Raw genomic sequence first — 22,370 nt, forward strand, 5'->3', positions numbered from 1 at the left:
TTTACAAGCAAAAATAGAACCATAATTTTATTATCCGTAAATTTGCCTGTTTTATGAATTTCCTGATAAAAATATTATACTTAATTTCAAAGCTCCCGCTGAAAATCTTATACATTTTTTCAGATATTATCTTCTTTTTGAATCATTACATCGTCGGATACCGAAAAAATGTAATTACGAAGAATTTAAAGAATTCATTTCCTGAAAAATCAGATGAGGAAATCAGAGAAATCAGAAAGAAATTCTATTTAAATTTTTCAGATTATCTGGTAGAAACGGTGAAATCGTTCAGCATTTCCGAAACAGAATCACGTGTAAGGATGCAACACATCAATCAGCATTTGTTTCATGAAGCAAAAGCTGAAGGCAAAAATATCATTTTAATGGCAGGACACGTTTTCAATTGGGAATGGATGAATGCTTTAGCAACGCTTACACCTCAAAAAAACTCACATCCTGTTTACAGAAAGGTAAACAGCAGTTTTTGGGAAGATCAGATGAAAAAAGTCCGCAATAAGTTCGGAAATGAAGCGCTTGAAGCTAATGAAGTTATTTTAAATATTTTCAGAAAGCAAAACGATGGCGAATCTATCTATATGTTTGTTGCCGATCAGACACCACATTCTTCACATGTGAATTACGGATTAAAATTTCTTAACCAGAGAACTCCAGCTTTCATTGGTTACGACAAATTAGCTACCCGAATGGATCTTATCTTTATTTATTGCGAAATGAAAAAAGTAAAAAGAGGGTATTATCAGGTAAATTATCACAGGATCTATCCGGATGGTGAAAAATTTGTGAATAATGAAGTGGTACAAAAATTCCATCATCTTCTTGAAAATACCATCAGAAAAAATCCCGACAATTATCTTTGGTCGCACAGAAAATGGAAGTATCAGGATTCTATTAAAACGTATGAAGAGTAAATGAGAGAAGAATCTAAAAATCTTGCCGTAGTTATCTTAAACTGGAACGGGAAAAACTGGCTTCAGAAATTCCTTCCGGGTGTTGTACGGTTTTCTGATGATGCTGAAATATATGTCATTGATAACCATTCAACAGATGATTCGGTTGAATTTTTAAAACAGAAATTTCCTTCGGTAAAAATCATTATTAACGACAAAAATTATGGCTTTGCAGGCGGTTATAACGAAGGTTTAAAAAAAATAAACGCAGAATATTACTGTCTTCTGAATTCTGATGTAGAAGTTTCTGAAAACTGGATTAAGCCGGTTTTAAATTTATTTAAAAAAGATTCAGCGATTTCTGCTATTCAACCTAAAATATTATCATTTAATAATAAACAATATTTTGAATTTGCAGGAGCTGCAGGCGGATTGATTGATAATTTGGGCTATCCTTATTGTCGAGGAAGAATTTTTGACGATTTGGAAGAAGATAAAGGTCAGTACAATGACGAAACAGAAATTTTCTGGGCTTCAGGATGTTGTTTTTTTATCAGATCTAATGATTTCTGGGAGCAGAATGGTTTTGATGAACGATTTTTTGCACATCAGGAAGAGATTGATCTTTGTTGGAGATTAATTAATTCAGGAAAGAAAGTATTTTACACCGGAAAATCTGAAGTTTATCACGTCGGAGGTGGAACTTTAAACAAGCAAAGTGCTCAGAAAACTTTTTTAAACATCCGAAATAATCTTTCGATGATGTTGAAGAATTTACCCTTTCCGAAACTGATCTGGCTGATATTTTTCAGATTGTGTTTAGATGGTATTGCTTCCTTTTACTTCGCTTATAAAAATGGTTTTTCACATCTTTGGGCAGTAGCAAGAGGACATTTCGGGTTTTATGCTCAGCTTTCAGGAACACTGAAACGCCGGCAAAAGCATCAAAAAAGCCACTATTACCAAACAAAATGGCTTATTTTTAAGCATTTTTTAGGAGGTAAAAATTAATTTAAACCAAACACACTCTATTAAATGGATTTCTGCGCCATCGATTTTGAAACTGCAACCTTTGAGAGACATTCAGCCTGTGAAGTCGGAGTTTGTATTGTACAGGATTCCAAAATTGTTGAAACCAAAACATGGCTCATAAAACCTCCCAGTTTTCCTTATTTCAATCAAAGAAATATTGATGTACACGGCATTCTTCCGAGTGATGTAAAAGATGCTCCTACTTTCGACGAAATATGGTATGAAATTGAAGAATTGATGTATGGGACTTTAATGATTGCCCATAACGCAAGTTTTGATGCAGGTGTTTTGCGTGGCTGCCTTGATTTTTACGGAATGTTTGCTCCGAAATTAAATTATTTGTGCAGCATTCAGCTGGCAAAAAAATCTTGGAATTATCTCCCTAAATATGGTTTAAAACATCTTGCAGAATACCATGACATTCAGTTTAAACATCACAGAGCAGGAGATGATGCAGAAGTTTGTGCAAAAATTGCACTTTTAGCTTTCGAAAAATTGTTTCTTACAAGCAATGATGAAATTACAGATTATATGAAGCAGAAAATTAAGATATTGTAATTTCTAACAGACCACACAGATTTTCACAGATGTTTGAAAATAGGTTATTTAAGCTTGCCCAATTAATTACTTAAAACTTCAGATAAGAGATTAAATTTAGGGATATCAATTTCGAAACTTTCTTTGGTCTGAGAGTTTTCAACAAGGTATTTTCCACTCATATTTCCTACTCCGGAACGAAGCATTACATTTGAAAAGTAAGCAAAATTATCGCCGGGCTCTACATCGGGAGTTAAGCCAATTACTCCGTCACCTACCACTTCCGTATATCCAAAACCTACATCAAAAATCAACCATTTTCTTTTAAGGATTTTTATAGGGAAATCTGCATCATTTTCAATAACAATATTATATTTAAAAACGTGACGGTTTTCTGACGGATAACTGTTCTTGCTATCGTATTCGGGGACGACCGAAACCTTTATATTGGAAGTAATTTTCGAGAACATTTTCATTCAATTTAAATCAATAAATACAAAAACCCCGCCTTTTTTTGAGAGACGGGGTTTGTTATTTTATAAAAAGTACGGATTATAATCCTAAACCTTTTCTTTCGTCTCCGCCTAATAGAATTTCTACCGGATTATCGATACCTTCTTTTACCGCAACAAGGAATCCTACAGATTCTTTACCATCGATAATTCTGTGATCGTAAGACATCGCAACGTACATCATCGGACGAATGACAACCTGCCCGTCAACAGCAACCGGTCTCTGGATAATGTTGTGCATACCCAAAATTGCAGATTGAGGAGGATTGATAATCGGTGTAGACATCATTGATCCGAAAGTACCACCGTTTGTAATTGTGAAAGTACCTCCCGTCATTTCGTCAACTGTGATTTTTCCGTCTCTTACTTTGATTGCTAAATCTTTGATGTTTGCTTCAACACTTGAAAAAGACATATTTTCAGCATTTCTCAATACAGGAACCATTAATCCTTTAGGACCTGAAACCGCAATTGAAATATCGCAGAAATCATAGTTTACTTTGAAATCTCCGTCGATCGATGCATTTACATCAGGATACATTTGTAATGCTCTTGTAACCGCTTTTGTGAAGAAAGACATGAAACCAAGTCCTACTCCGTGTTTTTGAGCAAATTCGTCTTTATATTGTTTTCTTAGTCTAAAGATTTCAGACATGTCAACTTCGTTGAAAGTCGTTAACATTGCTGTTTCATTCTTTACTGAAACTAATCTCTGAGCAATTTTTCTTCTAAGAACTGAAAGTTTAGTTGTTGTAGTAGATCTTGAACCTGTAGCAGAAAGAGGACTTCCTCCTAATGCAGGAACAGCCGCTAATTCAGCATCAGATTTAGAAATTCTTCCATCTCTTCCGGAACCTGAAACCTGAGATGCATCGATCCCTTTTTCGTCAAGAATTTTCTTCGCTGCAGGAGACGGAGTACCTGTTGCATAAGTTTGTGTCGTAGCAGCTGCAACCGGAGCTGCAGGTTTTGGAGCTTCTTGTTTAGCCGGTTCAGCCGCTTTAGGAGCCTCTTCTTGCTTTGGAGCTTCCGCAGCTGGAGCAGATCCCGCGGGTTTTGCAGCATCCATATCGATTAAACAAACTACTTGTCCTACTTGTACTACATCACCTTCTTCTGCTTTTAAAGTGATTACACCACTCTGCTCTGCAGGTAATTCTAATGTTGCCTTGTCTGAATCTACTTCAGCGATTGGTTGATCTTTTTCTACATAATCACCATCTTTCACAAGCCAAGTTGCAATTTCAACTTCTGTAATTGATTCTCCCGGTGAAGGAACTTTCATTTCTAAAATTGACATATCGTATTTTTTATTTTTTTAATTGGATATTATTATAATTAAGCTGTTACAGGTCTTTTAACCGGAGCATCGTCTCTGTCGAAAACTCTGTTGATAACAGCATTTTGGTTTTTCTCAAACATTTTGTGACTTCCCGGAGCCGGAGCACCACTTGGTACCGGAGAAACAACCTGAATTCCTGTATCTCTGAAATTTCTCAGGATATAAGACCAAGCTCCCATGTTTTCTGGTTCTTCCTGAGCCCAAACGATTGATTTTCTGTTTGAATATTTAGCAAAAATAGCTTCGATAGCATCAGTCTGAAGCGGATATAACTGCTCAAATCTTACCAATGCAATATTCTCACAATTTAATTCTTCTTTCTTAGCTAATAATTCGAAATATAATTTACCTGAGCAAAGCACTAATTTTTCAACTTTTGCAGGATCTGCAGTCGGATCATCTAAAATTGGCTGGAATCCTTTGTTTGAGAAATCTTCAAGCGGAGAAACCACTTTTGGATGTCTTAGCAAAGATTTAGGACTCATTACAATTAACGGCTTTCTGAATGCCCATTTCAACTGTCTTCTCAGTAAGTGGAAATAGTTGGCAGGAGAAGTAACATTTGCAACAACCATATTTTCATTAGCACAAAGTGTTAAGAATCTTTCCAGTCTTGCTGAAGAGTGTTCCGCACCCTGACCTTCTGAACCATGAGGCAACAACATTACCAAACCATCCTGAATTTTCCATTTTTCTTCTGCAGCCGCTAAATATTGGTCAACGATAATCTGAGCACCGTTTACGAAATCTCCAAACTGAGCCTCCCAGATCGTCAATGTATTAGGAGAAGCCATTGCATACCCATAATCGAAACCAAGAACTCCATATTCAGAAAGGTGAGAATTGAAAACATCAAATCTGCTTTCAGAAAGTTGTCTCAATGGTACATATTCTTCTTCCGTATCTTCAGTTTTCACCACCGCATGTCTGTGAGAGAACGTTCCTCTTTCCACATCTTCACCGGAAATTCTTACGTTGTGACCTTCAACAAGAAGTGTAGCATAAGCCAACCATTCTCCAAGAGCCCAATCTAATGAGTTTCCTTCAATAGCTTTAAGTCTGTTTTCGAAGAGTCTTGTAATTTTATTTAAAAACTTTTTATCAGCCGGAAGTGTTGACATTTTAATGGCCAATTCTTTCAACTTCTCTAAGTCATATTTTGTATCAACAGCTTCCTGAACTGCCCCTCTTTTCCCAATTGGATAATTCGTCCAGTCATCTGCCATGAAAACGTCCATTACGTTTTTCTCAATTTCTTTAGAAGCATCAAAATCTTTATCTAAAAGAGCTTTGAAATCCGCCTCCATTTTAGCGATCAAATCGTTTGATACAACGCTGTCTTTCAACAAAAGATCTTTGTATATTTCTCTTGGATTCGGGTGCTTAGAAATTGATTTATATAAATTAGGCTGTGTAAATCTTGGTTCATCTCCTTCGTTGTGACCATATTTTCTATAACCTAACAAATCGATATAAACATCTTTACCAAACTTCGCTCTGAAATCAGCTGCGAAATGAATTGCATGAACAACAGCTTCTGCATCATCTGCATTGACGTGCATTACAGGAGATTCTGTTACTTTTGCAACATCTGTACAATAGGTAGAAGATCTTGCATCCATATAGTTGGTTGTAAACGAAACCTGATTATTTACAACGATATGTACTGTCCCGCCAGTTTTGTACCCCTCCAAAGTCATCATCTGAGCAACTTCGTATGCAATACCTTGTCCTGCAATTGCCCCATCACCGTGGATAATAATTGGTAAAACTTTAGAATAATCTTTATACTTATCATCAACTTTCGCTCGGCAAATACCTTCAACCAAAGCTGCAACTGTTTCTAAGTGAGATGGGTTTGGCGTTAAATTAATCGCAACTTCTTCTCCAGAAGCCGTCTTGATTTTTTTTGACGAACCTAAGTGATATTTAACGTCACCAGAAAATACATCTTCTTCAAATTCTTTCCCTTCGAATTCTGAGAAAATCTGTTTGTAAGATTTACCGAAAATGTTTGTCAACACATTCAATCTACCTCTGTGAGCCATTCCTAAAACAACCTCATCAACTCCCAACTGTGAAGATCTTGAAATCAACTGATCCAAAGCTGGAATCAATGTTTCACCACCCTCTAATGAGAATCTTTTCTGACCAACAAATTTTGTGTGAAGATAATTTTCAAATGCAACCGCCTGATTTAATTTTAATAAAATTTCAGTTTTTTCGTTAGCATTAAGATTTGGGTGGTTTTCATTTACCTGAAGCCACTGCTTAATGAAATCTTTTTCCTGAACATTATTGATGTGCATATATTCCACACCGATAGAATCACAATAAATGTTTTCTAAGTGTGTAATTAACTCCTGTAAAGTTGCAGGACCTTTCATTCCTGTTTCAACGGCACAGTTGAATTTTGTGTTTAAATCTGACTTGTCAAGACCGAAGTTTTCGATATCTAAAGTCGGAGTGTAGTGTCTTCTTTCACGAACAGGGTTTGTTTTTGTGAAAAGATGACCTCTCGTCCTATACGCTTCAATAAGATTTACCACCTTAAATTCCTTCTTGATATGCTCCGGAACTTCACCGTTTGAAGCCGCCTGAGAAATCTGCTGAACTGCAGGAGAAGAATTCCCCGAATTTTTAATGTACTGGATGTCTTCTTCATCAGAATAGTTCTCCAATGCAAAATCAAAACCTTGAAAAAAGGCCTTCCATGATGGTTCTAAAGAGTCCGGGAATTTTAAGTATTGTTGGTATAAATCCTCAATTAACTGAGAATGAGCTGCGTTTAGGAATGAAAATCTGTCCATTATTACAGTTTATCTATTATTAAATTTTGTTTATCGAATTAATCTTCAAATTTAATAAAAAAAAACGGGTTAGGATAGTCTCAAACCTTTAAAAAAATTATAAAATCAATAATTGGGAAAAAATCATCTGTAAACTGAAAGAGAAAGTTTCATATTGACATTCTGACCTTCTGCAGGCGACTCGATAAAAGTCTGATAAACATCACCGTAACGCATCTCGTCTTTCTTGGCTTTTTGCATCAGCTGCTGAATTGCCTTTACTCTTCCTTCGTAAGTTCCTTTGTAGTACATTACATAGTTCTGGGTAGGATTTACAGACCTGAAATTGAAATTATTATCCGTAATTCCTACTTTCTTCGACAATGGGATTCCGAAGAAATAAGATACCTCTTTATCTTTAAAATTATCGGCGTCGGTAATCAGCACAGGATAACCTACCTCATCATTTTTTTTACCCAAATCCATCGACACGAAATTATTTACTTTATTGTAATTCATGACGATATTTTTGTACAACGCATCTTTTTTGTTGGAAGCACTTACGTTGACACCCAAAATCATTTTCGCTTCTTCATTTTCAACCATAATGCTGTCGTATTTTATCGCAGCCAGCTGATTGTCTTTCTCTACTTTGTTGCTTAATACATTTTTTAGATTAAGCATGCTTTTATCGATATTTTCAGCAAATTTATCTTCGGTCCAGAAGTTTTGCGCTCTTGAAAGAAGTGGCAATTTTGGAGTATGTACAAACCATTTGATCTTCGTTTTTTCAGCGGAAACTGCTATAAATTTCACATCAATCAAGGTCGGATTTTCGTCCTCATCCTCAAAAAGCTGATATCTCAAAGTCTTATTTGGATTCTCGTAACGGATAAACATTTCGCCGCCATCTTCACTTTTCGGATCATTGTAACTGATTGCACTTCCCTGCCCTTCATAAGGTAGATAATAATCGATCGTAATGGTTTTTGAGCTTGAAAAAAAGTTATTCCAGCGGGTAAAGTTCTGCAGATTATTAAACTGATTAAACACTTTTTCCAAAGGATAATCTATTTCTTTTTCGATCGTAAACTCTTTACTTTCATCCACAAAGTAATACATGGAAGCCGCATAAGCTCCGATCAGAAATACCACAATTACCGCTATGATTTTGAAAAAACGCATCGCACAAAAGTAAGACAAATAAAAAAAGTGACCAATATCTTTGGTCACTCTTCTTTTTTATTTTTGATGGATATTAGATTCAATTGCATAGATTTTGATTAATTGCTAAATTTCAAAATTATCACTCCTCAGAACACCCAGCTTCCGGCATCAAGCATCCAGCTTCTATCCGATATGAGTTCCAGGAGTTAAGACTGCTCCTTTTTTAACAACAACAATACCGTCCTGTACGGAATGAGTTCCGTAGTCTCCATCTTTAAGGTGCTTTCCACCGATGATCCTTACATTATCTCCGATGTAGCAGTTTTTATCTAAAATTGCCTTCTCAATATAACAGTATTTCCCGATTCCCATGTTGGGTAAACCTTTGCTGTCATTCATTACAATATCACTGGTATTCTGATAGAAATCTGCACCCATAATGTAAGAATTCACAATAGTGCTTCCTTTATCTATTCTTGTACGGTTTCCTATTACAGAATTTTCGATTTTATCTGCCAAAATAATACATCCGTCACCAAAAACTGCTTTGCTTACGTATGAACCATTCACTTTTGATGGCGGAAGCATTCTTGCACGTGTGAAAATTGGCGCTGAGGAAAATAAATTAAACTGAGGGAAATCATGGCAAAGATCCAGATTCGCTTCATAGAAAGATTCAATAGTTCCTATATCCGTCCAGTAACCTTCATATTGATAGCTTAAAGTTTTGTATTTCCCGATAGAATTAGGGATGATGTCTTTTCCGAAATCGTCTCCCGCTCCCTCATCAAACATCTTTTTAAGAATTGTTTTTGAGAAAATATAAATTCCCATTGATGCTAAAAACTCTTTGCCTTTGGTCTTGTTTTCGTCTGAAACTTCTGATTGTAAGCCATTCAGCTCATCAAATCCGGGTTTTTCTACGAATGAAGTAATATTTCCTTCATCATCCGAACTTAGAATACCAAAACCTGTAGCATCTTTTGCAGTTACAGGAATGGTTGCAATGGTAACATCTCCACCGTTTTCGATATGAAAATCAAGCATTTCATTAAAATCCATCTGATAAAGCTGATCTCCTGATAAAATCAAAATATATTCATAATCATATTTTTCAAGGTGTTTCATAGACTGACGAACTGCATCTGCCGTTCCCTGAAACCAGCTGTCACTGTCAACATTTTGTTCTGCCGCCAAAATATCTACAAAACCCTGACTGAAAATATCAAAATGGTAAGAATTTTTGATATGTGAGTTTAATGATGCTGAATTAAACTGCGTTAAAACAAGAATTTTATTTAAACCAGAATTTAAACAGTTTGAAATCGGTATATCTACCAATCTGTATTTTCCGGCAATAGGTACAGCAGGTTTTGATCTCGTGTACGTTAACGGAAAAAGTCTCGTCCCTCTTCCTCCCCCCAAAACAATTGAAATGACGTTGTGTTTCATAAATATCTGCGTTTTTATTATTTTATAGTTTGTTTAATATTTAAAAATTTCAGATTATTTTTCTAAATCTATTGATTATATAAAGCTATATATTTTTCTGCGGATTTCTCCCAGGCAAAATCGAATTTCATATTAGATAACACCAAATTTTCCATCTGAGCTTTGTCTTTATAAATATTTAAGCCTCGGCTCATTGCATGAATAATATCGTCTACTCCAGGATAAGTGAAATTTAAGCCGGAACCTCCTGTAGAAATATCTTTTACCGTGTCTCTCAATCCACCTGTATAACTTACAACCGGAACCGTTCCGTATCGCATCGCATACATCTGATTGAGACCGCAAGGCTCGACCCTTGAAGGCATCAACAAAAAATCTGCCGAAGCGTAGATTTTATGGGACAAATGTTCTTTATATCCTATATCTGTAGCAAAATTCGAGTAAACAGCATTCAATTCTTTCATCTGTCTTTCCACATATTCGTTTCCTGAACCCAAAACAATAATGTTTAAACCGCCAAAACTTTGCTTTATACTTCTCCAGATAACATCCGGTAAAAGATCGGCTCCTTTTTCTGTAGCAAATCTACCGATGAATGCAAAAAGAGGAAGTTCAGGATTCAAACCATATTCTTTACAAAGCTTCAGTTTGTTTTTCTTTTTTATTTTTAACGCATTTTTAATAGTAAAGTTAAAATCGATCATTGGATCGGTTTCAGGATTCCACACATCAGTATCAATTCCGTTGATAATACCGTAAGCTTTTGAAAATTCTTCTCTCACCAGACTTTCCAGACCTTTGAAGCTCACAAAAAGTTCTTCCAGATATCCTTCCGAAACCGTCGTAAATGCATAACAACATTTAATCATACTCGCCAAAGGATTGATAAATCCGTTCCAGTCTAAAAGTCCCCATTTGTAATGATCGAAAGCAGGCATATAACTCACCATATCCCAGCTCATCATTCCCTGATATTCCCCGTTATGGATTGTACCGATTGTTTTTACGCCTTTCAGAAATTCAAATTCATAGCAGTTTTCAACCATAAAAGGAACTAAACCTGTATGATAATCGTGGCAATGCAAAACATCCGGACGAATTTTCATCGCCGAGAGCCAATGCAAAATCCCATGCTGAAAAGCCAGAAACTGAAAACTTTCATCCTGATATCCGTAAGGATTTTCGCGATCGAGCAATCCCGGAATTTTCACCATATACAATTCAAATCCCAAAACATTTGTGGTTTCTTTCAAAACCTGAACCTGAAGCATATTGGAACCCTGATGAATAAAGCCGTCAAAAACAACTTCAAAATCATAATCATATACAAAATGCTTGTTGTACCAAGGCATCACTACTTTGGCATCAATATCTTTTATTTTATTCTGATATTTCGGCAGTGCGCCTACTACATCTGCCAATCCGCCAACTTTGGCTACGGGATAACATTCTGTACTGAGGTGAAATATTGTCATTTTTTGTGCTGTTTAATCCTATTTAATTTATATTTTTTATCTTTTCTCTGTTTTAAAACAATCCCCGAAAGTGCAGGAAGGTTTAAGCTGATTGATCTTGGCCGGTTCATCCATTGATCATGATCTTCTCTGAAAATATGAGCTTGTACTCCGCTTCCGCTATATTTTTCGTCATCGGAATTGAGAACGACTTCCCAATGTGTTCCTGCATTCACACCTACTTTATAATCAATTACCCGTGGAGTTAAATTTAAAATAATCATAAAAACATCATCCCTTCTCTTCCCTTTTCTTAAATAAATATAGACAGAATTGTCGGTATCATTGGCTTCAACCCATTCAAAACCTTCCGGTTTAAACTGATTTTCGTAAAATGCAGCCTCGTCTTTATAGAGGTGATTCAGATCTTTAACTAAACTCTGCAACCCTTGATGAACAGGATATTGCAATAAATGCCAATCTAAGCTTTGCTTAAAGTTCCATTCGTTAGTTTGTCCGAACTCATCTCCCATAAACAATAATTTCGCTCCGGGATGCGTAAACATGTACACATACAAAGCTCTGAGATTGGCAAATTTCTGCCATTCATCACCTATCATTTTATAAATAAGGCTGGCTTTTCCGTGTACAACCTCATCATGTGAAAGCGGAATCATATAATTCTCATTATACATATACATCGAGGCAAAACTCAGCTTGTGATGATGTTGTTTTCTGTTGATAGGATCTTCTTTAAAATAAAATAGAGTATCGTGCATCCAGCCCATCATCCATTTCATTCCAAAACCGACGCCACCGTCATGAACAGGTTTCGTTAATTTTGGAAAATCTGAACTCTCTTCAGCAATCGTCATGATATTATTGCCAAATTCTTTGTAAACAGCCGTATTAAATTCCTGAAGGAAAGCTTTTGCTTCGAGATTTACATTTTCACCATAAATATTCGGTTCCCATTCTCCTTCATTCCTTGAATAATCAAGATGAAGCATCGACGTTACAGCATCCACACGAAGTCCGTCTGCATGATAACGATCAAGCCAGAACACGGCATTCGAAATAAGAAAAGATTTCACTTCATTTCTTCCGTAATTAAAAATATAGGATTTCCAGTCAGGATGAAAACCTTTTCGTGGATCTTCATGCTCATATAAATAAGAGCCGTCAAAACGGTGTAATCCGTTTGCATCACCCGGAAAATGAGAAGGAACCCAATCTAAAATAGCGCCAATATCGTTTTTATGAAGTTCATTAATCAAAAACATCAAATCCTGTGGTGAACCAAAACGTGAAGTTGCTGCATAAAAACCTGTAATCTGATAACCCCAACTCGGATCATAAGGATATTCCATCACCGGCATGAATTCTACATGTGTAAAACCCATTTCCTTGATATACGGAACCAGCTTTGCGGCAATATCTCTGTAATTAAGAAATTTCTCGGGATTATCTGCATTTCGCATCCACGAACCTAAATGGATTTCGTAAACAGAAATTGGTGATTCAAGACTGTTTTTTTGCCAGCGTTTTTCGAGCCATTCCTGATCGTCCCATTCGTACCAATTGGTAGAAACCATAGAAGCCGCCTGAAGATTCTGTTCCCAGCTTAATGCATACGGATCACTTTTTTCTAAAATATGTCCCTGAAAGGTTTCAACAGCATATTTATATAAGGTACCCCACGAAAGTGCAGGAATAAATCCTTCCCAGATTCCGGACTTATCCCATCTCGGAAACAAAATATGCTCACGATGATTCCAGTTGTTGAAATTCCCGATTACCGAAACTTTTTTGGCATTCGGAGCCCAAACCGAAAAATACACCCCCTTTACTCCGTCTTTCTCAACAGAATGAGACCCAAACTTTTCGTAGAGCCTGTAATGTTTACCTTCCTTGAAAAGATACACATCATGTTCCGTAAAAAGTGTATAGGTTTTTACAAAATTCATCATATTTGGTTTTTCGGTCTAAATCAGTCGTTATGATCATTTTATTTACTGAATAACGATGACTATCAAATATATGAATTTTAACTCTGCCACACCATAAATTTTATTATTTTTAAACAATATCTTTAAAAAGATTTTTCATAAATTTAAAAGCTTAAAATGTCCGATAAAACACAATGAAATTTACACTGAGCACATCAGAAACAGACAACAGACCAATCTTTATCACAGGAAACTTCAACAAATGGAATCCTAAAGATTATAATTTCCAGCTTCAACAGTCCGATGAAAATACTTACAGTATCGAAATAGAAGATCAGCTACTCTCCGATGAAGTAGAATATAAATTCACCAAAGGCGGTTGGGAAAACGTAGAACTAGACAAATACGGAAGCATCACGCCCAACAGAAAAGTCAAAAAAACTTCAAAAACCACACAGGATTTTGTAGAAAAATGGAGATTAAACTGGGGACCTTTCAAAGATGAATTTTTTCCTATCGTAGAAGTCATTTCTGAAGAATTTTATATCCCACAGCTCGACCGTTTTCGAAAAGTCTGGGCACTTCTACCCCACGATTACTATATTTCAGATAAAAATTATCCCGTTCTTTACTTACAGGATGCTCAAAATCTTTTTAATGAAGGAAGTTCTTACGGAAACTGGGAAATCGATAAAAAACTATCTATTCTTGCGGAATACGGCCGCGGAGATCTTATTGTAATCGCCATTGAACATGGAAGTGAAGACCGTATAAAAGAATATATCTTTGATAATGACCATGTCGCCAATGGTTCGGAAGGTAAAAAATACATCCGATTTATAACCGATACCTTAAAACCTTTTGTAGATGAACATTACCGAACAAAAAAAGACAGAGAAAACACAGGAATCGGCGGCAGTTCTTTGGGTGCACTTATCAGTATTTACAGCGGGTTTCTTTACCCTGAAGTGTATTCTAAATTATTGATCTTCTCACCATCACTTTGGGTAGAACCGAACAATAATTTCCCGATGATGAGTTTCAGAGTTCCTTTTAAAACTAAAATCTATCTTTACGGAGGTGAGCAGGAAGGTTCGAAAATGGTGAAAAGAATTCAGGTTTTTGAAAATTATCTGAAACAATGGGAAAAGAAGAATCTTTTTGATTTTGAATTTAAAACCAGCATCAATCCAGACGGAGCTCACAGTGAATTTTACTGGTCACAGGAATTTCCGAGAGCGATTGAATGGCTGTTCTACAATAACATCGAAAATCCTCTTGACGTAACACCCCATCAGGAAAATATTAAAAATTAATATAATCTAATTATGAAACTAATCAACAAAAAAAATAAACAATACGCTCAGGTTTTTCAGTTATTTACAGAAGAAGCCTGGACTTTAAACCATAAAAATTTTAATAAAAACATTTCACTTCTTTTCTCAGGAAAAAAGCACGAAATTTTCATCGAAACCAGCGAAGAAACCATTACTTATTATATAGGTCTTGGGAAAGAAACTTCTCAGAATTTTGAGTTTCAGCAAATCGGAATTAAATTTTCCCAGACCCAGAAAAAAAACATCCAGACTATTGCTACTCTGTTAATTGCAGATTTTATTCATGAAAACCAGTTTGAAGAATTTGCAAAAGGTCTTCTTTTAGGAACCTACAACTACCCGTTTGATAAAACCCATCCTTTCTGGAACGAGTCTTTCGAGCTTCATTTCGGGAATTTAAGTCCTAAAAAATTAGAAACAATTTCAACAAAAATTGATGCGATCTGTGAAGGCCAAACCGCCTGTATGGATTGGCTTAACAAGCCAGCAAATCTAAAAAGACCTGAAGCCATCAATGCATATCTGAAAAATTTAGCCAAAAAAAATCAGTTAAAATACACCGCTTTCAACAGAAAAAAATGCGAAGAACTTGGTTTGGGAGCTTTTCTGTCGGTTAACCAGGGAAGTGCTTATGACGCTGCTTTTACCATTTTAGAATATAAAACAACTGTAAAGAATGCAAAAACTTTCGGACTCGTAGGAAAATGTGTTCTGTTTGACACCGGAGGAATTTCCCTGAAAGCTTCAGACAATATGCATTATATGAAATCCGATATGGGAGGCGCAACCGCAGTGATTGGAGCACTTATTTACGCATCGCAGATGAAACTTCCCGTTAACATTACAGCTATTTTACCGATTACAGACAATGCAATTTCTGAAAACGCTTATTTACCAAGCGATGTAATTACCGCTTACAACGGAAAGACCATCGAAGTTCTCAATACCGATGCAGAAGGAAGAATGACGCTTGCAGACGGATTGTCTTACCTTTCAAAAAACTACAAAACAGATGTTCTGATCGATCTTGCAACACTTACAGGGAGTTCTGTGAGAATGTTTGGAGACACTTGTGGTGCGATGTTTTCGAATAATGAAGATTTGAAAAATATTTTAATTAAAACCGGAGATAAAACGAATCAGAGATTATGGAATCTTCCGCTTTGGGACATTTGGATGGATGATTTTAAATCTGATGTGGCCGACTTCAAAAACATCTCAATGAAACCCATAGGAGATTGTATTGTCGCCGCCAAATTTTTGGAGCAATTCATCGGAAACCATCCAAACTGGGCACATCTTGATATTGCAGGAGTTGCGTTTGGAAATGTGGGATATGCAAAAGAAAAAGCAGCGACCGGTTTTGGTGTGCAATTATTAGCCGATTTAATCGAAAATTATCATTAAAAATTAGTTTTTTACAGATTTTCTTCTTATACTTGATTAGCAATTTTCAAAAGCACAAAGGTTATCAATTTTTAATATTAAATAATCAATAATCATAAGCTTTTATTTTTTATAATTTAATAAAAATTAAAAATCATTATATGAAGGAGAAAACCATCGTATGTATTTCGTGCTATTATAAAGGGTACGATTTTATGGACGAAATGAAAAAGCTCGGCAATAAAATCATCCTCATAACATCGGAAAATTTAAAAGAAAAAAACTGGCCATGGCACGCTGTCGACGAAGTTTTCTATATGCCGGAAATCAAACCTTCGGTATGGAATCTTGAACATCTTATCCAGGGATTTTCTCATCTGATGAAAACCCGGAAAGTAGATGCGGTTATTGCTTTGGATGATTATGATGTAGAAAAAGCAGCATTGATTCGTGAAACATTCCGTATTCCCGGAATGGGACAAACGACGCACCGTTATTTCAGAGATAAACTGGCCATGCGTCAAAAGGCAAAAGATTCCGGAATCAACGTTCCTGAATTTATTGCTGTGTTTAATGATCAGGAAGTAAAAGAGTTTACAGAAAAAATTTCTCCACCATGGGTTCTGAAGCCACGTTCAGAAGCTTCAGCCTCCGGAATTAAAAAACTGAAAACTCAGGACGAACTTTGGGAAGCTCTGGAAAAACTGGGTGAAGAAAGACATTTATTCCTACTAGAAAGTTTCAAACCCGGCGATGTTTATCATGTTGACAGCTTAACATTTAATAAAGAAATTGTTTTTACTTCAGCATCAAAATACCTTGCTCCGCCCATGCAGGTTTCTCATGAAGGCGGCGTTTTCCGTACCAAAACTTTAGGCAGATATTCCGAAGAATTCAAAGATTTGGAAGAAGCCAATGCCAAAGTTCTGTCTAATTTTGGGCTAATGAATGGCGCCACTCACACCGAATTTATTCGTGGAAAAGAAGATGGAAAATGGTATTTTCTTGAAACCTCCTCAAGAGTTGGAGGTGCACATATTCCCGATCTTGTGGAAGCTTCAAGCAACATCAATATCTGGCGGGAATGGGCAAAAATTGAAGATGCTTTATTAAAAGGAAATCATTATGAGGTATCTAAACCTACAGGATATTATTCAGGATTAATTGTAGCACTCATTAAGGATCTTAGTCCTAATTATAAGGATTTTGAATGCGAGGAAGTTGTAAAATTTCTTCCAATCGATTATCACGTCGGAATTGTTTATAAATCTAAGGACTCTGTAATCGTTCAGGAAAGACTGGATTTTGCCGCAGAAAAAATTCATGCTGAAATGCTGAATGTACTTCCTCCGAAAGACAAACCCTCAAGTTAAATGAATGATAAATTATCAACCATAATTGATTATCAAAAACTTATTACAAACCATGATTCATCAATTTCAAATATAAATTATAAAAATGCCACAAATAGAACATACAGATTACTATTCTCATATATTAGGAACAAGCCTTAAAGTTGAGGTTACAGGACATTTTGGTTATCCTATCATCATGTTCCCTACTTCACAAGGTTTATATACACAAAATCACGATTTCCATCTGAACAGCAGCATCAATTACTTTGTTGAGCAGGGAAAGGTAAAATTATACAACGTTCAGACCATCGATGCCTGGAGTTTTTATGACGAAAAAATTTCTCCACAGCAAAGAATCAGAAATTATGAACGATATGTACAGTTTCTAATTCAGGAATTTGTCCCTTATATCCAAAAACTGCATCAGACTCATCGTGTCGCCATTGCCGGAGCAAGTTTTGGTGGTTATCATGCTGCAAATTTCGCATTCCGGTTTCCGGATGTGATCTCTCATTTATTCTGTCTTTCTGGAGCATTCAGCATCAGAAATTTTATGGATGGATACTCTGATGAACTGGTTTACTTCAACTGCCCAAGAGAATTTGTAAGAAACGATGAAGCCTGGAAATATAAGCATATGCACATTGTTTTAAGCACTTCCGACGAAGACATCTGCAGGGATAAAAACGTAGAAATGGCAGAAATTTTAGCTTCAAAAGGAATTGATTTCTGGTATGACGAAAAAAAATGGATCAACCATGACTGGCCGCTTTGGAGAATGACTTTCCCAACCTATATCGGTACATTCTTTTAAAAACTCAAATATTAATATTAAAAAAAATAAAACAAAAATTATGGCAAAAAAAGTAGGAATTTTATTCGGGATGGAAGATACGTTTCCGTGGGCATTTATTGATAAGGTAAACGAACTCGGAGGCGGAGAAATCATTGCAGAGCCCGTAAATATAGATAAACTGGAACAAGGTGCAGATTATGGTTATGCAGTAATCATCGACAGAATTTCTCAGGATGTTCCTTTTTACAGAGCTTATCTGAAAAATGCAGCCCTCAATGGAACTTACGTTATCAATAATCCTTTCTGGTGGAGTGCAGATGAAAAGTTTTTCAACAATGCATTGATGACAAAACTTGGAATTCCTTTACCTAAAACGGTTTTACTTCCTTCACACGAAAGACCTACAGATACTACTGAAACATCATTCAGAAACCTGAAATTTCCGCATGACTGGGATTATATTTTTAATTATGTCGGATTTCCGGCTTATATGAAACCTCACGACGGCGGTGGTTGGAAAAGCGTTTACAGAGTTGAAAATCCGCAGGATCTTTGGGATAAGCTGAGCGAAACAGAACAGTTGGTCATGATGGTTCAGGAAGAAATAGTTTTTCAGGATTATTACAGAGTATATTGTTTAGGCCAGAAATATGTTCACATTATGCCCTATGAACCGAGAAATGCGCATCATTTGAGGTATGCAACCACTCATCAGACGCAGGGAGAAGAACTGGAAAAATTATTAAAAACCATTCACGATTATACCATTAAGATGAACAAAGCTTTAGGCTATGATTTCAATACGGTAGAATTTGCTGTAAGAGACGGAATTCCTTACGCTATTGATTTCTGTAATCCTGCTCCGGATGCAGATCGAAATTCAGTAGGAGAAGAAAATTTTGCATGGATTGTAGAGCATTCAGCAAAATTGGCTATAGAAAAAGCTAAAGAATATGTTCCGGGAAAACAAAATATTTCTTGGGGAACTTTTGTGAAAGATTCAGTTAAATAAAACAGTAAAAACACAGAAAAAAAAATGCATCAGTTTACAATAGGAATCGAAGAAGAATATCAGATCATTGATGTCGAGAGCCGCGACCTGATTTCTCATGTTTCAAAAATCATCGAAGGCGGAAAAGCTGTTTTAAGTGAAAATTTGAAGCACGAAATGCACGAATCGATGATAGAAATGGAAACAGGAATCTGTCAAAACATTCAGGAAGCTAAAGCAGAACTAACGAATCTTAGGCGTCATTTAATTAACACTGCCCACGAACAGGGATTGCGTGTTTCCGGTGGCGGAACTCACCCTTTTTCAAACTGGGAGCACAACACCATTACCAATGGTGAACGTTACAACAAGATTGTAGACGACATGGGTGACGTTGCCCGAGGAAATCTTATTTTCGGATTACACGTTCATATCGGAATTCCCAACCGTGAAGAAGGGGTGAGAATTCAGAATGTAATGCGCTATTTTCTTCCACATGTTTATGCCTTATCTACCAATTCGCCCTTCTGGATTGGAAGAAGTACAGGTTTTAAATCTTACAGACAGGAAATTTTTGTAAAATTCCCAAGAACCGGTATCCCGAGTTTCTTTAATTCTTTAGCTGAATTCGACAGTTATGTTGATCTTTTGGTAAAAACAGGAACTATCGACAATGCGAAGAAAATCTGGTGGGATCTGCGTGTTCATCCATTCTATCCTACCATCGAATTCAGAATTTGCGATATGCCTTTACGAATTGAAGAAACAGTTTGCTTGGCTGCAATTATGCAGAGTTTGGTGGCTAAAATTTACAAATTGCATCAGCAAAATTTAAGCTTCAGAAGTTACAGAAGACTTTTATTAAATGAAAACAAATGGCGCGCTTCCAAAGACGGAATTCATTCTAAGCTGATTGATTTCGGTAAAGAAGAATCGGTTCCTTATCCTGATCTTTTAAAAGAACTTTTAGAATTTATCGACGATGTTGTAGACGAATTAGGATGTAGAAAAGAAGTAGAATATGCATGGACCATTTTAGAAAACGGAACCGGTGCAGACCGCCAGTTAGCTGTATTTAAAGAAACCGGAGATCTTACAAAAGTCGTTGATTATATGATATCTGAGACCGAATACGGCATCACTCACGGAGTAACTGCTTCATAATATTTTTATAACTTTGCAGAAATTATGAAGTTATGAAAGATGTAAGAATTGCTTTGCTGGACATGAACAATAATCAGGCAAATCAGGGATTTAAAAACATTAAAGAAATCTCTGAAAATTTCCAGAAGCAGTCGGAAGAAAATATTACCATTACGAGCTTTGATGTAAGACATAAAAACGAAATTCCGAATATTGAAGATTTTGACCTTTTTATTTCATCGGGCGGTCCGGGAAATCCGCATCGTGAAGGATTTGAGTGGGAACAGAAATTTGCCTATTTTTTAGATGCTGTTTATAATCACAACAAGCAAAATGAATCGAAGAAATATCTATTCCTGATTTGTCATTCTTTCCAATTAGCGAGTATTCATTGGGATTTAGGGAATATCTGTAAGAGAAAATCTTATTCTTTCGGTGTACAGCCCGTTCATAAAACAGAAGAAGGTGAAGAAGAATTTTTATTTAAAAATTTACCCGATCCTTTTTACGCGGTTGATTCAAGAGCATATCAGTTTATTGAACCGAATGTAGAGCGTTTTGAAGAATTAGGTATGCAGATTGTGGCTATTGAGAAATTCCGTCCGCACATCAATCTGGAGCGAGCGATCATGGCAGTACGTTTTTCTGATGAAATTTTCGGAACTCAGTTTCATCCCGAAGCTAATCCTGAAGGAATGATTGAAAACCTTAAAGACGAGAAAAATAAAGAAGCCATGATTGAAAACTACGGGATGGAAAAATATCTTGAAACCGTTGACAGAATCAATGATGAAGACAAAATCGTTCTTACACAGTCTCAGATTTTACCTCGTTTTTTAAGCGATGCAAAGAAGAATATTTTGAAAGGGCATAAAGCTACAGCTTAAAATAAATTCAAATAAAAAAAATTAAAATCGAGCATTATTGCTCGATTTTTTAAATCACAATAGAAAAAAATATGATCCCGAAATACAGAAAACAGTTTAACGAAGAATTTTCTCAGGAAAAATATGAGCAGATTCAAACTTTATTGAAAGAAACAAGCGGAATTGAACCAAAATTCAGACTTTCTGAAAGTCCAATTTTTTTAACTCAGGAATTCAGAGAAAAACTGCTTTCAGCGAGTGAAAGTATTATTGATCAGATTAAAAACTTGCCTGAAGGAGCTTTAGAAAAATCAATTCCCGAAAATTGCAAAGTTCCGAATGATACAAAGCAGCCTCATTTTTTCACTATCGATTTCGGAGTCTGCAAAAGTAAAAATGGTAAAATCGAACCTCAACTTATAGAATTACAGGCTTTTCCTTCGTTATACGCTTTCCAGAATGTTTATGAAGATCTATTCTGTAAGGTGTATCCTTTTTTAAATGAATTAAGAAATAAGATTTCAAAGGAAGATTATCAAAACCATTTGTATGATCTGATTATTGGAGATGAAAATCCTGAAAATGTGATTCTGCTTGAAATTTTTCCTGAAAAACAGAAAACTGCCATTGATTTTGCTTTAACTGAAAAATTATTAGGTATAAAAACCGTTTGCCTAACTAAACTAAAGAAAGTTGGGAAGAAATTATTCTATGAAAATAATGGAAATTTAATCGAAATCAAAAGGATTTACAACCGTGTGATTTTTGATGAGCTCGATAAAATTCCTGATCTGAAAACTGAATTTAATTTCCGTGAAGAAATCGATGTTGAATGGGTTACCCATCCTAACTGGTTTTTTAAAATTTCGAAATATCTATTACCTTTACTAAAGCATGAATTTGTTCCGAAAAGTTATTTCCTGAATGAGTTTCCTGAAAATGAAAGTCTGGAAAACTTTGTATTAAAACCTTTGTTTTCTTTCGCCGGAAGTGGTGTTAATTTAAATCCTGCAAAAGAAATTACAGATGCTATTTCTGATAAAGAAAATTATATTTTGCAGAGAAAAGTCAGTTATGAACCTATTTTTGAAGATATCAACGGAGATTTTTCAAGAGCTGAAATCCGGCTGCTTTACATCTGGAAAGAGAATGAAGAAAGACCAATTTTGCTGCAAAATTTATCAAGAATGACCAAAGCAGCGATGGTAAATGTTGATTTTAATAAGAAAGATGCGATCTGGATTGGAAGTTCGCATGCGTTTTTCGGAGAATAAAACCACAAATATTTACATAAAAGACCTCAGAAATTCTGAGGTCTTTTATTGTTTATGCTTTTGTTAATCGCAAAGGCGCA

The 22,370-nt window shown here is 35.8% G+C and carries 18 protein-coding genes; 11 read left to right on the forward strand and 7 right to left on the reverse strand.

Going from position 1 to position 22,370, the window contains the following annotated elements:
• Positions 1-53 precede the first annotated feature (53 nt).
• Genes BA768_RS04810 through BA768_RS04820 form a run of 3 tightly spaced genes read left to right on the forward strand, consistent with a single transcriptional unit; the run spans position 54 to position 2,498 of the window.
• Positions 54-929, forward strand: coding sequence for a lysophospholipid acyltransferase family protein (locus tag BA768_RS04810; RefSeq protein WP_065719913.1), 876 nt, complete (start codon positions 54-56; stop codon positions 927-929).
• The gene (locus BA768_RS04815; RefSeq protein ID WP_065719914.1) at positions 930-1,919 is read left to right on the forward strand and encodes a glycosyltransferase family 2 protein; all 990 of its coding nucleotides are present in this window, start codon (positions 930-932) and stop codon (positions 1,917-1,919) included. It begins immediately after the preceding gene.
• 24 nt (positions 1,920-1,943) lie between these two features.
• Positions 1,944-2,498 (forward strand): 3'-5' exonuclease, encoded by a 555-nt coding sequence (locus BA768_RS04820; RefSeq protein ID WP_034675785.1) that lies wholly within the window; start codon positions 1,944-1,946, stop codon positions 2,496-2,498.
• A 62-nt stretch (positions 2,499-2,560) separates the two neighbouring features.
• Here the strand turns inward: BA768_RS04820 and apaG are convergent, their stop codons facing one another.
• From apaG to glgB, 7 genes are all read right to left on the reverse strand, one after another.
• The gene (apaG, locus tag BA768_RS04825) at positions 2,561-2,947 is read right to left on the reverse strand and encodes a Co2+/Mg2+ efflux protein ApaG (protein WP_065719972.1); all 387 of its coding nucleotides are present in this window, start codon (positions 2,945-2,947) and stop codon (positions 2,561-2,563) included.
• 82 nt (positions 2,948-3,029) lie between these two features.
• On the reverse strand, positions 3,030-4,289 hold the full coding sequence (gene odhB / locus BA768_RS04830; RefSeq protein ID WP_065719915.1) for a 2-oxoglutarate dehydrogenase complex dihydrolipoyllysine-residue succinyltransferase: 1,260 nt from the start codon (positions 4,287-4,289) through the stop codon (positions 3,030-3,032).
• 38 nt (positions 4,290-4,327) lie between these two features.
• Entirely contained in the window at positions 4,328-7,141 is a 2,814-nt protein-coding gene (locus BA768_RS04835) for a 2-oxoglutarate dehydrogenase E1 component (RefSeq protein WP_034675783.1), read from the reverse strand.
• A gap of 123 nt (positions 7,142-7,264) precedes the next feature.
• Positions 7,265-8,353 carry a polyketide cyclase gene (locus BA768_RS04840; RefSeq protein WP_228388294.1) on the reverse strand — a complete coding sequence of 363 codons (1,089 nt, stop codon included), beginning with the start codon at positions 8,351-8,353 and terminating at the stop codon, positions 7,265-7,267.
• Between the two features lie 117 nt (positions 8,354-8,470).
• The gene (locus BA768_RS04845) at positions 8,471-9,739 is read right to left on the reverse strand and encodes a glucose-1-phosphate adenylyltransferase (protein WP_034675780.1); all 1,269 of its coding nucleotides are present in this window, start codon (positions 9,737-9,739) and stop codon (positions 8,471-8,473) included.
• Between the two features lie 68 nt (positions 9,740-9,807).
• A complete protein-coding gene (locus tag BA768_RS04850; protein ID WP_065719917.1) occupies positions 9,808-11,214 on the reverse strand; it encodes a glycogen synthase in 1,407 nt (468 codons plus the stop codon).
• Complete coding sequence (gene glgB, locus BA768_RS04855; RefSeq protein WP_185114192.1) at positions 11,211-13,160, reverse strand: 1,4-alpha-glucan branching protein GlgB; 1,950 nt, start codon at positions 13,158-13,160, stop codon at positions 11,211-11,213. The genes BA768_RS04850 and glgB overlap by 4 nt, the downstream gene beginning before the upstream one ends.
• A 176-nt stretch (positions 13,161-13,336) precedes the next feature.
• Between glgB and BA768_RS04860 the strand changes: the two genes are divergently transcribed.
• From BA768_RS04860 to BA768_RS04895, 8 genes are all read left to right on the forward strand, one after another.
• Entirely contained in the window at positions 13,337-14,458 is a 1,122-nt protein-coding gene (locus BA768_RS04860; protein WP_065719919.1) for an alpha/beta hydrolase-fold protein, read from the forward strand.
• A 12-nt stretch (positions 14,459-14,470) separates the two neighbouring features.
• Positions 14,471-15,886, forward strand: a complete 1,416-nt coding sequence (locus BA768_RS04865) for a leucyl aminopeptidase family protein (protein ID WP_065719920.1) — start codon at positions 14,471-14,473, stop codon at positions 15,884-15,886.
• A 140-nt stretch (positions 15,887-16,026) separates the two neighbouring features.
• The gene (locus BA768_RS04870) at positions 16,027-17,238 is read left to right on the forward strand and encodes an acetyl-CoA carboxylase biotin carboxylase subunit family protein (protein ID WP_065719921.1); all 1,212 of its coding nucleotides are present in this window, start codon (positions 16,027-16,029) and stop codon (positions 17,236-17,238) included.
• Positions 17,239-17,323: 85 nt separating this feature from the next.
• A complete protein-coding gene (locus BA768_RS04875; RefSeq protein ID WP_065719922.1) occupies positions 17,324-18,034 on the forward strand; it encodes an alpha/beta hydrolase-fold protein in 711 nt (236 codons plus the stop codon).
• A gap of 40 nt (positions 18,035-18,074) precedes the next feature.
• Entirely contained in the window at positions 18,075-19,028 is a 954-nt protein-coding gene (locus BA768_RS04880; RefSeq protein WP_047483533.1) for a RimK family alpha-L-glutamate ligase, read from the forward strand.
• Positions 19,029-19,052: 24 nt separating this feature from the next.
• Positions 19,053-20,171 (forward strand): carboxylate-amine ligase, encoded by a 1,119-nt coding sequence (locus BA768_RS04885; RefSeq protein WP_034675761.1) that lies wholly within the window; start codon positions 19,053-19,055, stop codon positions 20,169-20,171.
• Between the two features lie 32 nt (positions 20,172-20,203).
• Entirely contained in the window at positions 20,204-21,037 is an 834-nt protein-coding gene (locus BA768_RS04890) for a type 1 glutamine amidotransferase (protein WP_065719923.1), read from the forward strand.
• A gap of 71 nt (positions 21,038-21,108) precedes the next feature.
• Positions 21,109-22,290, forward strand: coding sequence for a hypothetical protein (locus BA768_RS04895; RefSeq protein ID WP_065719924.1), 1,182 nt, complete (start codon positions 21,109-21,111; stop codon positions 22,288-22,290).
• The last annotated feature ends 80 nt before the right edge of the window (positions 22,291-22,370 follow it).

It is taken from the genome of Chryseobacterium sp. CBo1 (genome assembly GCF_001693475.1).
GTDB classification, from domain to species: Bacteria; Bacteroidota; Bacteroidia; order Flavobacteriales; family Weeksellaceae; genus Chryseobacterium; species Chryseobacterium formosense.